Annotated in this window: 17 protein-coding genes; 15 read left to right on the top strand and 2 right to left on the bottom strand. The window is 62.2% G+C overall.

Annotated elements, in window-relative coordinates; genetic code table 11:
• The 8 genes from sdhD to ACP7BZ_RS01540 all read left to right on the top strand — a co-directional run bounded on the left by sdhD (window position 1) and on the right by ACP7BZ_RS01540 (window position 7,251).
• The gene (sdhD, locus tag ACP7BZ_RS01575) at window positions 1–390 is read left to right on the top strand and encodes a succinate dehydrogenase, hydrophobic membrane anchor protein (RefSeq protein ID WP_426109887.1); all 390 of its coding nucleotides are present in this window, start codon (window positions 1–3) and stop codon (window positions 388–390) included.
• Between the two features lie 2 nt (window positions 391–392).
• Window positions 393–2,183 (top strand): succinate dehydrogenase flavoprotein subunit, encoded by a 1,791-nt coding sequence (sdhA, locus tag ACP7BZ_RS01570; protein ID WP_426109886.1) that lies wholly within the window; start codon window positions 393–395, stop codon window positions 2,181–2,183.
• Between the two features lie 9 nt (window positions 2,184–2,192).
• Window positions 2,193–2,903 (top strand): succinate dehydrogenase iron-sulfur subunit, encoded by a 711-nt coding sequence (locus tag ACP7BZ_RS01565; RefSeq protein WP_426109885.1) that lies wholly within the window; start codon window positions 2,193–2,195, stop codon window positions 2,901–2,903.
• Between the two features lie 111 nt (window positions 2,904–3,014).
• Window positions 3,015–3,281, top strand: a complete 267-nt coding sequence (locus ACP7BZ_RS01560) for a succinate dehydrogenase assembly factor 2 (protein WP_426109884.1) — start codon at window positions 3,015–3,017, stop codon at window positions 3,279–3,281.
• 99 nt (window positions 3,282–3,380) lie between these two features.
• Entirely contained in the window at window positions 3,381–4,682 is a 1,302-nt protein-coding gene (gene gltA, locus ACP7BZ_RS01555) for a citrate synthase (RefSeq protein WP_426109883.1), read from the top strand.
• Between the two features lie 123 nt (window positions 4,683–4,805).
• Window positions 4,806–5,309: a nuclear transport factor 2 family protein gene (locus tag ACP7BZ_RS01550; protein WP_426109882.1), complete on the top strand. Its 504-nt coding sequence runs from the start codon at window positions 4,806–4,808 to the stop codon at window positions 5,307–5,309.
• Window positions 5,310–6,212, top strand: coding sequence for a tRNA glutamyl-Q(34) synthetase GluQRS (gluQRS, locus tag ACP7BZ_RS01545; protein ID WP_426109881.1), 903 nt, complete (start codon window positions 5,310–5,312; stop codon window positions 6,210–6,212).
• Window positions 6,213–6,279: 67 nt separating this feature from the next.
• Window positions 6,280–7,251 carry a hypothetical protein gene (locus ACP7BZ_RS01540; RefSeq protein WP_426109880.1) on the top strand — a complete coding sequence of 324 codons (972 nt, stop codon included), beginning with the start codon at window positions 6,280–6,282 and terminating at the stop codon, window positions 7,249–7,251.
• A 74-nt stretch (window positions 7,252–7,325) separates the two neighbouring features.
• On the opposite strand, the gene ACP7BZ_RS01535 is transcribed toward ACP7BZ_RS01540, so the two are convergent.
• Window positions 7,326–8,225, bottom strand: a complete 900-nt coding sequence (locus ACP7BZ_RS01535) for a LysR substrate-binding domain-containing protein (protein WP_426109879.1) — start codon at window positions 8,223–8,225, stop codon at window positions 7,326–7,328.
• 123 nt (window positions 8,226–8,348) lie between these two features.
• Between ACP7BZ_RS01535 and ACP7BZ_RS01530 the strand changes: the two genes are divergently transcribed.
• The 4 genes from ACP7BZ_RS01530 to ACP7BZ_RS01515 all read left to right on the top strand — a co-directional run bounded on the left by ACP7BZ_RS01530 (window position 8,349) and on the right by ACP7BZ_RS01515 (window position 10,223).
• A complete protein-coding gene (locus tag ACP7BZ_RS01530; protein ID WP_426109878.1) occupies window positions 8,349–8,471 on the top strand; it encodes a hypothetical protein in 123 nt (40 codons plus the stop codon).
• The gene (locus ACP7BZ_RS01525) at window positions 8,468–8,659 is read left to right on the top strand and encodes a hypothetical protein (protein ID WP_426109877.1); all 192 of its coding nucleotides are present in this window, start codon (window positions 8,468–8,470) and stop codon (window positions 8,657–8,659) included. Before ACP7BZ_RS01530 ends, ACP7BZ_RS01525 begins: the two co-directional genes overlap by 4 nt.
• Window positions 8,660–8,837: 178 nt before the next feature.
• Window positions 8,838–9,272 (top strand): hypothetical protein, encoded by a 435-nt coding sequence (locus tag ACP7BZ_RS01520; RefSeq protein WP_426109876.1) that lies wholly within the window; start codon window positions 8,838–8,840, stop codon window positions 9,270–9,272.
• A gap of 129 nt (window positions 9,273–9,401) precedes the next feature.
• A complete protein-coding gene (locus ACP7BZ_RS01515) occupies window positions 9,402–10,223 on the top strand; it encodes a hypothetical protein (RefSeq protein WP_426109875.1) in 822 nt (273 codons plus the stop codon).
• A gap of 26 nt (window positions 10,224–10,249) precedes the next feature.
• On the opposite strand, the gene ACP7BZ_RS01510 is transcribed toward ACP7BZ_RS01515, so the two are convergent.
• On the bottom strand, window positions 10,250–10,624 hold the full coding sequence (locus ACP7BZ_RS01510; protein ID WP_426109874.1) for a BlaI/MecI/CopY family transcriptional regulator: 375 nt from the start codon (window positions 10,622–10,624) through the stop codon (window positions 10,250–10,252).
• Window positions 10,625–10,892: 268 nt separating this feature from the next.
• Here ACP7BZ_RS01510 and ACP7BZ_RS01505 point away from each other — a divergent pair, with 268 nt between their 5' ends.
• From ACP7BZ_RS01505 to ACP7BZ_RS01495, 3 genes are all read left to right on the top strand, one after another.
• Window positions 10,893–13,748, top strand: a complete 2,856-nt coding sequence (locus ACP7BZ_RS01505) for a 2-oxoglutarate dehydrogenase E1 component (protein WP_426109873.1) — start codon at window positions 10,893–10,895, stop codon at window positions 13,746–13,748.
• A 63-nt stretch (window positions 13,749–13,811) separates the two neighbouring features.
• On the top strand, window positions 13,812–15,074 hold the full coding sequence (gene odhB, locus ACP7BZ_RS01500; protein WP_426109872.1) for a 2-oxoglutarate dehydrogenase complex dihydrolipoyllysine-residue succinyltransferase: 1,263 nt from the start codon (window positions 13,812–13,814) through the stop codon (window positions 15,072–15,074).
• 68 nt (window positions 15,075–15,142) lie between these two features.
• Window positions 15,143–15,499 (top strand): PspC domain-containing protein, encoded by a 357-nt coding sequence (locus ACP7BZ_RS01495; protein ID WP_426109871.1) that lies wholly within the window; start codon window positions 15,143–15,145, stop codon window positions 15,497–15,499.
• The last annotated feature ends 14 nt before the right edge of the window (window positions 15,500–15,513 follow it).

The raw sequence follows: 15,513 nt of genomic DNA, 5'->3' as shown, positions 1-15,513 counted from the left end.
ATGGCTGACATCAAACTTTCCAATAACGCTGGCAGCAATGTCGGTCCCAAGCGCTTGGTCGTCGGCGCCCACTACGGTCTGCGCGACTGGCTGGCCCAGCGCGTCACCGCCGTCATCATGGTGCTCTACACGGCCACCCTGCTGATCGCCTTTTTGACCGGTCAAAATTTTACTTATGAAGGCTGGGCCGGGCTGTTCGCCCGCCAGTGGTTCAAACTGTTCAGCCTGGTCACCCTGGCCGGCCTGTTCTATCACGCCTGGGTCGGCGTGCGTGACATCTGGATGGACTATGTCAAGTCGGTCGGCCTGCGCCTGACCCTGCAAATCATCAGCATCGTGTGGCTCGTTGTCTGCGCCGCCTGGGCTGTACAAATTCTTTGGAGCGTGTAATCGTGGCTGCCAGCGCATTTTCAACATCAACTGCAATCCCCACCCGTCGCTTTGACGCCGTCATCATCGGCGCCGGCGGCTCCGGCATGCGCGCGTCGCTGCAACTGGCCGAAGCGGGCCTGAACGTCGCCGTGCTGTCGAAAGTTTTCCCGACCCGCTCGCACACCGTGGCAGCGCAGGGCGGCATCGGCGCCTCGCTGGGCAATATGAGCGAGGACGACTGGTACTGGCACATGTTTGACACCGTCAAGGGCGGCGACTACCTGGGCGACCAGGATGCCATCGAATTCATGTGCCGCGAAGCACCGAAAGTGGTCTACGAGCTGGAACACTTCGGCATGCCGTTCGACCGCAATCCCGATGGCACGATTTATCAGCGTCCGTTCGGCGGCCACACCGCCAACTTCGGTGAAAAGCCGGTGCAGCGCGCCTGCGCCGCCGCCGACCGTACCGGCCATGCGCTGCTGCACACGCTGTACCAGCGCAACGTGCGCGCCCGCACCCACTTCTTTGTCGAATGGATGGCCCTTGACCTGATCCGCGATGCGGACGGCGACGTCATTGGCGTCGTTGCCCTCGAGATGGAAACCGGCGAGTGCATGATCCTCGAAGCGAAGACCACGATCATGGCCACGGGCGGTGCCGGTCGTATTTTCGCCGCGTCGACCAACGCCTTTATTAACACCGGCGACGGCATGGGCATGGCGGCGCGTGCCGGCCTGCCCCTGCAAGACATGGAATTCTGGCAGTTCCACCCGACCGGCGTGGCCGGTGCCGGCGTGTTGATCACCGAAGGCGTGCGCGGCGAAGGCGGCATCCTGATCAACAGCAATGGCGAGCGCTTCATGGAGCGCTACGCGCCGACCCTGAAAGACCTGGCGCCGCGCGACTTCGTATCGCGCTCGATGGACCAGGAAATCAAGGAAGGCCGCGGCTGCGGTCCCAACAAGGACCACGTGCTGCTCGACCTGCGCCACATCGGCGCCGAGACGATCGCCAAGCGCTTGCCGTCGATCCTGGAAATTGGCCACAAGTTCGCCAACGTCGATGCCACCAAGGAACCGATTCCCGTGGTGCCGACGATTCACTATCAGATGGGCGGTATTCCAACGAATATCCACGGTCAGGTGGTCTCGCCGAAAGATGGCAACCCGGTCGCCGTCGTCAATGGTTTGTATGCGATTGGCGAATGCGCCTGCGTCTCGGTGCACGGCGCCAACCGCCTGGGCACCAATTCGCTGCTCGACCTGGTGGTGTTCGGCCGTGCTGCCGGTAACCACGTGGTGGCGTCGAACCTGAAAGCGAAAGAGAACAAGCCGCTGCCAGCTGGCGCTGCCGATTTCGCCATGAACCGTCTGAAGTCGCTGGAAAATTCCCAGGGCACGGAAAAGGTCCAGGACGTCGCCAATGCGATTCGCGCCACCATGCAAAAGTTTTGCGGCGTGTTCCGTACCACCGAGCTGCTGCAGCAGGGCTACAACGAAATCATGAAGCTCGACGAGCGCCGCAAGCACGTCTCCTTCAAGGACAAGTCGAAGGTGTTCAACACCGCGCGCGTCGAAGCGCTCGAACTGGACAACCTGATCGAAACGGCCAAGGCCACCATCAGTTCGGCACTGGCGCGCAAGGAATCGCGCGGCGCCCACGCGCAGAGCGATCACCCGACCCGCGACGACGATGTGTGGATGAAGCACACCTTGTGGTTCTCCGACGGCAATCGCCTCGAGTACAAGCCGGTCATCACCAAGCCGCTGACGGTCGATACCTTCAAGCCGAAACCACGTACTTTCTAAGGTCAGATCATGACACGCACCGTAAAACTGAAAATCTACCGCTACGATCCGGACACCGACGCCAAGCCGTACATGCAGGACGTCACGGTCGAGCTGCAAGACAATGACAAGATGCTGCTCGACGCGCTGCAGCGGATCAAGGCCGACGTCGACGATTCGCTGTCGCTGCGCCGCTCGTGCCGCGAAGGCGTGTGCGGTTCGGACGCCATGAATATCAATGGCAAGAACGGCCTGGCCTGCACCACCAACCTCAACGAGCTGACCGAGCCGATCGTGCTGCGTCCGCTGCCCGGTCTGCCGGTGATTCGCGATCTGATCGTCGACATGACGCAGTTCTTCAAGCAGTACGATTCGATCAAGCCGTATCTGATCAACGATTCGATCCGCCCTGAAAAAGAGCGCCTGCAAAGCCCCACCGAGCGCGAAGAGCTCGACGGCCTGTACGAGTGCATCCTGTGTGCCTGCTGTTCGACGTCGTGCCCGTCGTTCTGGTGGAATCCGGACAAGTTCGTCGGTCCGGCCGGCCTGCTGCAAGCCTACCGTTTCATCGCCGATTCGCGCGATGAAGCCACCGCCGAGCGTCTCGACAACCTGGAAGATCCGTACCGCCTGTTCCGCTGCCACTCGATCATGAATTGCGTCGACGTTTGCCCCAAAGGGCTGAACCCGAACAAGGCGATTGGCAAGATCAAGGAACTGATGGTGCGTCGCGCTGTCTAGTCCTTGCCTGGCTTCGTAGAATTAGAAGCGACGCACTATTTACAGTAATACTACCGTACTGCCGAAGCAGGGCAGGCGGAGTATGATGTTGACCCAACAACGGACTCACTTGTGACTACGCATCAATCCGACCCGGCCAACCGCACCCGCCTGCGCTGGCGCAGCCGCCGGGGGCTGCTTGAAAACGACTTGATCCTGACGCGGTTTCTCGACGCCCACGAGGCGACGCTGAGCGACGACGATGTCGACGCCCTGACCCGGCTGATCGATCTGGCCGATCAGCCGCTGCTGGACCTGATACTGGCGCGGGGCGAACCCGAAGGCGAGCTCGATCTGCCGAATGTACATGCCTTGCTGGTCCGCTTGCGGCAGGCATAGCAACAGCGTTAGCACAGCGCGTTACGAGCGAGCGCACGCGCCGGGCCTGTCGCCCGGTCCGTTTTTTAATAATAGATTCGCATCCCATAAGGAAGTGCCATGAATATCTCCGATACCAAAGCGACCCTGTCGTTCTCCGACGGCAGCGCTGCCATCGACATGCCAATCTACAAGGGTACGGTCGGCCCGGACGTCATCGATATCCGCAAGCTGTATGCCCAGACCGGCAAGTTCAACTACGATCCCGGCTTCATGTCGACCGCTGCCTGCAACTCGTCGATCACCTATATCGATGGCGACAAGGGCGAGCTGCAGTATCGCGGCTATCCAATCGAGCAGCTCGCTGAAAACTGCGACTTCCTCGAAACCTGCTACCTGCTGCTCAACGGCGAATTGCCAAATGCCGCCCAGGCCAAGGAGTTTTCGGCCACCGTCACCAAGCACACCATGGTGCACGACCAGATGCAGTTTTTCTTCCGCGGTTTCCGTCGCGATGCGCACCCGATGTCGGTACTGGTGGGCACGGTCGGCGCGCTCGCCTCGTTCTACCACGACTCGCTCGACATCAACGATCCGAAGCAGCGTGAAATCTCCGCCATTCGCCTGATCGCCAAGATGCCGACCCTGGTCGCCATGGCCTACAAATATTCGATCGGCCAGCCCTTCATCTACCCACGCAACGAACTGTCGTACAGCGCCAATTTCATGCGCATGATGTTCGGAAACCCGTGCGAAGAGTACGTCATCAACGACGTGCTGGTGCGCGCGCTCGACCGCATCCTGATCCTGCACGCTGATCACGAGCAAAATGCCTCGACCTCGACCGTCCGTCTGGCCGGCTCGTCGGGCGCCAACCCGTTCGCCTGTATCGCTGCCGGCATCGCCTGTCTGTGGGGCCCTGCCCACGGCGGCGCCAACGAGGCGGCCCTCAACATGCTCAAGGAAATCGGCTCGGTCGAGAACATCCCTGCCTTCATCGAGAAGGTCAAGGACAAGAACTCGGGCGTCAAGCTGATGGGCTTCGGTCACCGCGTCTACAAGAACTTCGACCCGCGTGCCAAACTGATGCGCGAAACCTGCCACGAGGTGCTTGACGAGCTCGGCCTGCATGACGACCCGCTGTTCAAGCTGGCCATGGCGCTGGAAAAAATCGCCCTGGAAGACGAGTACTTCGTCTCGCGCAAGCTCTATCCGAACGTCGACTTCTACTCGGGCATCGTGCAGTCGGCGCTGGGCATTCCAGTGTCGCTGTTCACCGGTATCTTCGCCATGGCCCGCACCATCGGCTGGATCGCCCAGTGGAACGAAATGATTGCCGATCCTGAGCAAAAAATCGGTCGTCCGCGTCAGCTGTTCATCGGCGCCACCGTGCGCGATGTGCCGGCGGTCGACAAGCGTTAATTTTCACGCGCGTTGATGCGTTCAGCGCAAACAAGCTGAAAAGCGGACTTCGGTCCGCTTTTTTTATGCCCCTGAAAAGCGGCGCGAGGCCGGTGTACAATCGGCCAACCATGTGGAGAGTTCATGAAACGCCTGATCCTTGCCTGCAGTTTGTTGTTCAGCGCCACCAGCGGATGGGCTGCCAGCGCCGACGCTGCCCTCAGCGCCAAAGTCAACGCCTTCGTTGACGCCTGGCACGATGACGCCGCCCATGCGCGCATGGCTTATTTCGACAAGATCGCCGCCGACGGTGTCTACATCGGTACCGACCGGTCGGAGCTGTGGCACAAGGCTGCCTTCAAAAAATGGGCGGCGCCGTATTTTGCCGGCAAGACGGCGTGGGCCTTCAAGGCCACGCGCCGCAATGTCTACACCAGCATTGACGGCAAGACGATCTGGTTCGACGAATTGCTCGATACCCAGATGGGGCCATGCCAGGCCAGCGGCGTGCTCAGGGCTACCGGCAGCGGCAGCGGCAGCCGATTCGCCATCGAACATTATCAATTATCGATGGCAGTGCCGAACGAGCTCGCCAAGGCAGTAACGACGCTGATCGGCCAGCACGCGTCCGGGGCACCTGCCAAATAAATGCGGGGCACGGGCTACATCGGGCGTTTTGCGCCATCGCCGACCGGTCCGCTGCATGCCGGTTCGCTGGTGGCGGCGCTGGCCAGCTATCTCGATGCGCGCGTGCATCACGGCCAATGGCTGCTGCGCATCGAAGATGTCGACGAGGGCCGCACGGTGGCCGGCGCCGGCGCTGCGGCGCTCGCGCTGCTGGCCCGGCTCGGCATGCACTGGGATGGCGAAGTTCTCTGGCAGAGCGCGCGCGCCGCGTTGTACCAGGCAGCGGCCGGGCGACTGGGACCGCTGGTCTATCCGTGCGGCTGCAACCGCCGCGAGATCGCCGATTCGCGCAGCGCCATCGCTGCCGATGGTGCCGTCATCTATGCCGGCACCTGCCGCCATGGGCTCGCTCCCGGCCGCGCCGCGCGCAGCCTGCGCCTGCGGGTGCCCGAGGCGCCGTTCGATCGCATCGGCTTTGTCGACCGCTTCGCCGGCGCCGTCACCGCGCAGCTGGCGCGCGACGCTGGCGACTTTGTATTAAAACGCGCCGACGGCTACTGGGCCTACCAGCTGGCGGTGGTGGTCGATGACGCCGAGCAGGCGGTCAGCGATGTCGTCCGTGGCGACGACCTGCTCGATTCGACCGCCCGCCAAATTTATCTGCAACAGCTGCTGGCGCTGCCGACGCCCCGTTACCTGCACGTGCCGGTGCTGCGCAACGCACTGGGCGAGAAATACTCGAAGCAGACGGGGGCGCCGGCGCTGACGCCGGCTGGCCAAGCCGAGGCGGTCGGCGCACTGATGGCGGCGGCGCAGGCGCTCGGCCTGGGCCTTTCGCCGTGCGCTCGCCTGGCCGATTTCTGGCGCGCGGCAGTGCCGGCCTGGGCGCGCCAGCTGGACGTGCGCGGCGCTGATGCTCGTTGACAAGCTGTCGTGCGACATGGAAATGACAGGCAGTGCATCATGCGCCTCCCAATCAAGGAGTTCCGTCATGATCATCAAGACCTTCGCACTGCCATTGCTATTTGTGAGCCTCGCGGCAAGTAACGTGGCCAACGCGCAGGACACCTCCGTGCTGGCCGGCGCGCTGCATAACAACCTGGCGCGTGAAAGTTCGTTTGCCGCCGAAGTGGGCTTTGCCCAGCGCCTCAACGACTACAGCTCGCTCAGTGCCGAGTACTACAACGAAGGCCACCCGAGCCGCCATCACCGCGACGGTTTTACGTCGCAGTTGTGGCTGCACACGGCGCTGCCCGAGCAGGGGCTGTCGATGGGGGTGGCGGCCGGTCCATACTATTATTTTGACACCACCACGGGCCTGGGCGCTTCCAGCGATTACCGCAATCTGCATGGCTGGGGCACGCTATTGTCGGCCAGCGCCAAGTGGCACTTCGAAAAGCGCTCGTACATGGAAGTGCGGTTTAACCACGCCAATACCCATGGCGCGGGCGACTCCAACAGCATCCTGGTGGGCCTCGGCTACGAGCTGCAAAACGTCCCCGACCGCGAGCGCCGCAAGACCGAGCGCGCGGGCGACCGCCTGCTGATGGTGCTCGGCGGCCAGGCCATCGTCAACAGTTTCGAGTCGGAGCGCGCGCGCGCCTATGGCCTCGAATACCGCGACACGCTGACCCAAAACGTCGAGTGGAGCGCAACGGCGCTCAACGAAGGGCGCATCGGCCTGGTGCAGCGGCGCGGGGTGGCGGCGCAGTTGTGGCTGCTGCGACCGCTGACCGACCGCACCGTGCTGGAACTGGGCGGCGGCGGCTACCTGATGCGCGACCAGATCAACCGCGACAGCGTCACCGAACCATCGAAAACTCACTTGGTGCCGATCGTCACATTGGGGGCGCGCTACCGGGTCTCGCCGCTGTGGCGTGCGCAGCTGAGCTTTAGCCGGGTGGTCACCGATTACCACCGTGATTCGGATATTTTGCTGGTCGGGGTGGGACGGCTGTTTTAAGGCGCTGTCGGGCGGCTCGTGCTGTTTGGTGAAGGAACTGTGGGACCGGCGACTGCGCGCCAGCGCCCCTTTTTTTATCCGCGCGCCGTTGATTCCATGTCGGCGACCTCTTCGCGCAGCCAGGCGCAAAAGCGCGCTACCTTGAGCGTGTCGCGCTGCCCGCGCGCCACCACGATGCGATAGCCGCGCTCGCACGGCGCGCTCTCACAGTCCACCATCTGCAGCGCGCCGCTATGCACATCGTCAATGGCGAGGGCGTACGAGACCAGTGCAATGCCCTGTCCGGCCAGGGCCGACTGCAGCATCACCGCGTAATTGCTGAAACTGCGCCAGAAATTGTAGTGGCCCTTGAGCGCATGGTTGTGCCGCAGCAGGGAGATCCAGTTGTCGGTGGTCACATCATGGAGCAGACGGTAGCGCGGCAGGTCGGCGATGCCGATGGCCTGCTCGCCGGCCGCCAGCAGCGCCGGACTGTAGACCGCCACCAGCCGGTCGCGCAACAGCAGGTCGGCATCGGTCGCCGTGATCGGGCCAGTGCGCAGGGCGACGTCGGTGCTGCCGTCTTCCATATTGGCCAGGGTATCGCTCGAATCGACGCGGATGTCGATCTCCGGATAGCGCCTGGTGAACCGCGGCAAGCGCGGCACCAGCCATTTGAGTGCCAGCGAATGGGTGGTCGACAGGCGCAGGATGGTTTCTTCGTCGCCCCCTTGCAGGGCCGCCACCTGGCGCTCGAGTTCGGCCAGCATGCGGCGCACGGTGAGCGCCAGTTCCTGCCCTTTTCTGGTGAGCACCAGTTGGCGCGGCTGGCGCACGAACAAGTCGAAACCCAGTACCCGCTCGAGCTGCCTGATCTGCAGACTGACCGCCGCCGGCGTCTTGTGCAGTTCCTGCGCGGCCAGCTTGAAACTGCACCAGCGCGCCGCGCAATCGAAATCAAGCAGGCCCGATATGGAACGCAGCGGTTTTTGCATAAACAAGATTTTCTTATGTGAAGAGTAAAAACAAATCGTTTGATCGTCGCCTGTCCTGCGGAGAAAATATATCGCATGCACGGCAAAATCGCCATGCACAAGTGTTTCTTAATGGAGTGCACCATGTCCCGTCTCCCGCCTGTGGTCCCTGTCAATCCGGCCGGTCGGCCAGCGGCGGCCAGCTTTGCCAGCCGATTCAAGGCTGAATTGCTCAAGTTGCTGGCGCAGCTGGCCGTGAAGTATTGAACCGATGCCTGCTCGACATCGTTGCCGACGACCGCAAACTGGAAATTGACGTCACCTTCCTGGCACCGCGCTACTGGGGGACGCTTGCCAGTACCGAGTGCAAATTCGTGCTGCTCGACATGTTGCGCGCTGAGTGGCCGCAGCACAGGGAGCGTCTGGCATCCCGGCCACAATTTACTAGTGAGTAAAAATAGCTATTTCGAGTAATCATCACGGCGCTCGAAAATACCACGCGCATTTTCAATAAAGCCCGCGATCAAAGCCGTTATGAAAAATATCAACTTTAATTGTAACTAAAAGTGAAAACGACGCGTCAAGCCGGGCATGTCGGTACGCGGCATGTGCCGGCTGCAACGAAGGGTCTTGATGGATGGTTCAATGTGGTTCGCGCCGGCCGCCGTGGCCGTCGCGCTCGCCTGTGGTGGCGCCGCCGCCCAGGAGACGTCGCTGCTGGCCGGCAGCCTCGACAATCACGAGGTCGACGAGCGCTCGTCCGCCGTGCAACTGGGCTTTGCGCAGCGCATGAACGAGGTGTTCACGGTCAGCGCCGAGTACCTCAACGAAGGCCATCCGAGCCGCCATCACCGCGACGGTCTGGCCGGCCAGGGCTGGCTGCAGATGGCTGCGCGCGACACCGGGGCCTGCTTCGGTGTCGGCAGCGGTCCCCATTTTTTAGTCGATACCACCCTGCGCTACCGCCAGAGCCGCCAGTGGCGTACCCAGCTGAGCTGGAGCCGCGTCCTCACCGACTACCACCGGGGTGCCGATATGTTACTTCTTGGGCTAGGGAAAGCGTTTTAAGGTTGCGATTGATTGTTACTGTCGATTACAAAGTTGACGTCAACTTGCCGCATGGTAATACGATAATGCGGCATCGCGGCGCTGCAGCAGGGCGTCAACGCACGTCAACTCGGCACAGAAATAATCAACATGATGAATCAGTTAATTTCGCAGTCAACCTCGCCGGCAACCTCGCCGGCAATCTCATTTGCCAGTAGTTCGCGGCTGGCCGCCATGGCGTTGCTCGGTTCGCTCGGCTGGGCTTGTCCTGCCAACAGTACGCCGACGCCGACGGCGGCGGCACCCGGCGGACTGTATGTCGGCTATTACCAGGAAGACCCGCTGGGCGATCCGCAGGGCGCGCTGCCGGGCGCCTTCGTCATGACCTTGCCGGACAACGACGCCGCCTTCCGAGGCGCCATGTTTTTCAGCGTGGCCGGCTGCCCGGGCAGCATGGCCAGCGCCGTGCGCGGCGTCAAGGCGGGCAATGCGCTCAGCGGCAGCTGGTCGGGTGATGTTGACGGCAACAACCGCGCCGGCCCGTGGCAGGGCAGTTACGACAAGGATGCGGGCGTCTACCAGGGCTTGTACGGCAACGCCGACGGCTTGCAGCGCACCGCCAATGATGGCTGCATCAGCCATTACATCGCTCCGCACGGCAATTGGGAAATGTTCCCCGCCCTGCATGCTCAGCCGCTCGACTTCCACGCTGGCGTCGTCAATGGCAGCCTGCGCTGGACCGCCATGCCAGGGACGGCGCTGGCGCTGGTGTATTTCGTCGATGTGGGGCTGGCCCAGGCCGGCATGGACAATCCGATTGCCCACCAGGTCATACTGAAAGGGGCACCGACCCGCTTTGCGCTGGCCGATGCTGCTCTGGTGAGCGGGCGCGATTACATCGCCGTCACCGTGCTGAGCAACAGTGCCGCCCGGCGCGTCGCCTTTGCCAGCAGCCGTTTTACGGCGCCTTGATCATGCTGCCCCGCAAGCGTGACCAGCTACTTGCTTTCGCGATCGAGAATGGCCTGGATCTCGGCGCGCTCTTGGTGCGTGACATGGCCGCGCAGCGCGGCCAGTACCAGCTCCTTGCCGGAACCGGCGAAGGCCTTGTGGATGAGGTCCTTGAGCAGGCCGGTCTGCAGCGCGTCCTGCCGCTGGGCGGGAGCGTAGACGTGGGCGCGCGCGCTCTCGTCGCGGAGCAATAAACCCTTGGTGTGCATCACCTGTAACTGGCGCAGCACGGTGGCGTACGCCATCTGCGGGCGCGCCGGCAGCACCGCTTGGTGCACCTGTTTGGCGGTCGAAGCACCGCGCTGCCACAGGATGCCCAGCATTTCCAGTTCGGCGGCGGTCGGTTTGAGGGGCGTGGACATGGGGGCAGAATAAATGATCTAGTTGATGCTGTCCATTGCCGGCGCCGGCACCTCGCTATCCTGCCAGTAGCACACACTTTTGCGCCGGTTTATCTGGTCTCATCCATGACGCATGGGGTTTTGCGTGCTAGACTGACGGGTCTCAAGAATTATGTAGTAACGTCCTTCCCCCACAACTTGATGTGCGATCCGCTAACCGGTCAGGCCGTGTCGCGGAAGGTTAGATTAACCCGCCAAATTCGCGAAGCGCGAACGAAAGGTGAGCAAGATGATGCAACAACAGACAGCGAACTCGTATCTGTTCGGCGGTAATGCGCCCTACGTAGAAGAGTTATACGAGGCCTATCTCGACAACCCCGGCTCGGTGCCCGACAACTGGCGTTCGTATTTCGACGCCATGCAAAACGTCCCTGCCGTCGATGGTTCCAACAAACCTGACGTCGCCCACGCCTCCGTCATCGCTTCCTTCGCCGAACGCGCCAAGGCCGGACCGATCCGCGTGGTGGCCGCGTCGAGCGACGCCGAGATGGGCCGCAAGCGCGTTGCAGTCACCCAGCTGATCGCCGCTTACCGTTACCTCGGCTCGCAGTGGGCCAATCTCGATCCCCTGCAGCGCCAGGAACGTCCGGAAATCCCGGAATTGCAGCCGGCCTTTTACGGCTTCACCGACGCCGACCTCGACACCGTCTTCAATATCAGCAACACCTATTTTGGTCAGGAAACCGCGTCCCTGCGCGACCTGCTCAACTTCTTGCGCGACACCTACTGCCGCTCGATCGGCGCCGAATTCATGTACATCAGCGACCCCGCCGAAAAGCGCTGGTTGCAGGAAAAACTCGAATCGATCCGCTCGACGCCGAATTTCTCGGCCGAGAAAAAGCTGCACATCCTCGACCGCCTGACCGCTGCCGAAGGCCTCGAGCGCTACCTGCATACCCGCTACGTGGGACAGAAACGCTTCTCGCTGGAAGGCTCGGAATCGTTCATCGCCTCGATCGATGAAACCATCCAGCGCGCCGGCGAAAACGGCGTGCAGGAAATCGTCATCGGCATGGCCCACCGCGGCCGTCTGAACGTGCTGGTCAACACCCTCGGCAAGTCGCCGCAAGAGCTGTTCGAAGAATTCGAAGGCAAGCACGGCGACGATCTGCCGTCCGGCGACGTCAAGTACCACCAGGGTTTTTCGAGCGATATCTCGACCGCCGGCGGCCCGGTCCACCTGTCACTGGCGTTCAATCCTTCGCACCTGGAAATCGTCAACCCCGTCGTTGAAGGTTCCGTCAAGGCCCGCATGGACCGCCGCGGTGACAAGGATGGCGCGCAAGTGCTGCCGATCCTGGTGCACGGCGACGCCGCTTTTGCCGGTCAGGGTGTGGTAATGGAAACGCTGAACCTGGCGCAGACCCGTGGCTACGGCACCGGCGGCACCGTGCACATCGTCATCAACAACCAGATCGGTTTCACCACCTCGGATCCGCGCGACGCCCGCTCGACCCTGTACTGCTCGGACGTCGTCAAGATGATCGAAGCACCGGTGCTGCACATCAATAGTGACGATCCGGAAGCGGTGGTGCTGGCGACCCAGATTGCGCTCGACTACCGGGTGCAGTTCAAGAAGGACATCGTCCTCGACATCATCAGCTACCGCAAGCTCGGCCACAACGAGCAGGACACCCCGGCGCTGACGCAGCCGCTGATGTACAAGAAAATTGCCCAGCACCCAGGCACCCGCAAGCTGTACGCCGATAAATTGATCGCCCAGGGCACCCTGCCTGCTGACGGTGGCGACAAGATGGTCACCGCGTTCCGCGATGCCATGGACGCCGGCAAGCACACGGTCGACCCGGTCATCTCCAACTTCAAGAACAAGTACGCGGTCGACTGGCTGCCGTTCCTGAACAAGAAATGGACCGACAGTGCCGACACCGCCGTACCGCTGACGGAACTCAAACGCCTGGCCGCCCGCATCACCGTGGTACCAGAAAATTTCAAGGCCCACTCGCTGGTCGAAAAAGTGCTGGGCGACCGCGCCAGCATGGGTCGCGGCGAACTGAACCTGGACTGGGGCATGGGCGAACACCTGGCCTACGCCTCGCTGGTCGCTTCTGGCTACGCGATCCGCCTGACCGGACAGGATGCCGGCCGCGGCACCTTCGTGCACCGCCACGCCGTGCTGCACGACCAGAACCGCGAACGCTGGGATGCCGGCACTTACGTGCCACTGCAAAACGTCAGCGACGGCCAGGCACCGTTCACGGTGATCGACTCGGTGCTGTCGGAAGAAGCGGTGCTGGCCTTTGAGTACGGCTACTCGACCGCCGAACCGAACACGCTGACCATCTGGGAAGCGCAGTTCGGCGACTTCGCCAACGGCGCCCAGGTCGTCATCGACCAGTTCATCAGCTCCGGCGAAGTCAAGTGGGGGCGGGCGTCGGGTCTCGTCATGATGCTGCCGCACGGCTATGAAGGTCAGGGTCCGGAGCACTCGTCGGCCCGTCCCGAGCGCTTCCTGCAACTGTGCGCTGACAACAATATGCAAGTGGTCCAGCCAACCTCGGCCGCGCAGATTTTCCACCTGCTGCGGCGCCAGATGGTGCGCCAGTTCCGCAAACCGCTGGTCATCATGACACCCAAATCGCTGCTGCGTAACAAAGATGCGGGCTCGGACCTGAGCGAACTGGCCAAGGGTGGTTTCCAGACCGTGATCGGCGAAGTCGACGACAAAATCGATGCCAAGAAGGTCAAGCGCGTGATCGCCTGTTCCGGCAAGGTGTACTACGACCTGGTCAACCAGCGCAAGACCCGCAACCAGCTCGATACCGCCATCATCCGCGTCGAACAGCTCTATCCGTTCCCGCACAAGTCGTTTGCCGCCGAGCTGAAGAAATTCCCCAACTTGCACGAGCTGGTTTGGGCACAGGATGAGCCGCAAAATCAGGGACCCTGGTTCCAGATCCAGCACAACATCTTCGAAAGCCTCGAATCGGGTCAGCGTCTGGCATATGCCGGTCGTCCCGCTTCGGCGTCGCCTGCGGTCGGTTACTACGACAAGCACTACGCGCAGCAGAAAGAGTTGCTGGAAACGGCGTTCTCGAAGCTCAAGGGCTTCATCCTGACCAAATAAAAAACCGGCGGCGCCCCCTCCCCAGATGGCGCCGCCCACATAAAACAGCTTACGGAGTTTTACATGGCACAAATCGAAGTCAAGGTCCCTCAACTGTCGGAATCAGTCGCTGAAGCGACCATGCTGACATGGCATAAAAAAGTCGGCGAGCCGGTCGCGCGCGACGAAAATCTGATCGACATCGAGACCGACAAGGTGGTCCTCGAACTGCCGGCCCCGGTCGCCGGCATCATCATCCAGATCATCAAGGGCGACGGTTCGACCGTCGTCGCCGGCGAAGTCATCGCCATCATCGATACCGAAGCGTCGGCCCAGGTCAGCCCGCTCGAAGTCAAAGCGGTGGCCACCCCGAACGCCCCCGTGCCAAGCGCCGAGACACCATCGCCACAGTCGAAGGGCGACATCGCCATGCCGGCCGCCGCCAAAATTTTGGCCGATAACGCCATGAGCACCAGCGACGTGGCGGGCACCGGCAAAGATGGCCGCGTCACCAAGGGCGACGTCCTCGGCGCCATCGCTGCCAAGCCCGCCGCTGCGCCTGTTGCAGTCGCCGCCGCCAAGCAAGCCGCCGCACCGAAAGCCGCGCTGCAGCAAGTGGCCGCTCCCGCTGCGCCGAACCTCGGTGAGCGTCCGGAAGAGCGCGTGCCAATGAGCCGCCTGCGCGCCCGTATCGCCGAGCGCCTGGTGCAGTCGCAATCGACCAACGCCATCCTGACCACGTTCAATGAAGTGAACATGCAGCCGGTCATCGACCTGCGCAACAAGTACAAGGACAAGTTCGAGAAAGAGCACGGCGTCAAGCTCGGTTTCATGTCCTTCTTCGTCAAGGCGGCTGTCGCGGCCCTGAAAAAATATCCGATGATCAATGCCTCGGTCGATGGCACCGACATCGTCTACCACGGTTATTTCGACATCGGTATCGCAGTCGGCTCGCCGCGCGGCCTGGTGGTGCCTATTTTGCGCAACGCCGACCAGATGTCGATCGCCGAAATCGAAAAGAAAATCGGTGAATTCGGCGCCAAGGCCAAGGAAGGCAAGCTGACCCTTGACGACCTGACCGGCGGTACCTTCTCGATTTCCAACGGCGGCACCTTCGGTTCGATGCTGTCGACGCCAATCATCAACCCGCCACAGTCGGCCATCCTCGGCGTGCACGCCACCAAGGACCGTGCGGTGGTCGAAAACGGCGTCATCGTCGTGCGCCCGATGAACTATCTGGCCATGTCGTATGATCACCGCATCATCGATGGCCGCGAAGCCGTGCTGGGCCTGGTCACCATGAAGGACACGCTGGAAGATCCAGCGCGCCTGCTGCTCGACCTGTAAGCGACAGCAGCACCGGCACCAGCGCGCTGCGCTTGCAGCGTGTCAACCGTTTATTGAGGAGGGGCGTCATGAACGTATCCGATGAAATCAAGCGCTTGCACGAACTGCACCAGGCTGGCGCGCTGACCGATGCCGAATTTGAACAGGCCAAGGCCAAGGTGCTCGCTGCCGCTGTCAACCTTGACAAGGGGCGTGACGGCGTCAACGGCAGCACCGAGCACGGCACCGACCTGGCCAGCGAATTTGGCCGCCTGCGCCGTTCGCGCAGCGACCGCTGGCTCGGTGGCGTCTGCGGCGGCCTGGCCAAGGTGTCGAACGTCGAGGCGTGGATCTGGCGCCTGGTGTTCACCCTGGTCGCGCTGTGCGGCTTTGGCATCGGCGTGCTGGTGTATCTGCTGATGTGGATTTTCGTGCCGGAAGAATAGGCGGGCGCCGCGTG

Source organism: Massilia sp. PWRC2 (genome assembly GCF_049896725.1).
In the GTDB taxonomy this organism is placed as follows: domain Bacteria; phylum Pseudomonadota; class Gammaproteobacteria; order Burkholderiales; family Burkholderiaceae_D; genus JAFCUW01.
The sequence above is the reverse complement of the archived record's forward strand: the minus strand, read 5'-3'. Positions and strand labels throughout refer to the sequence as shown.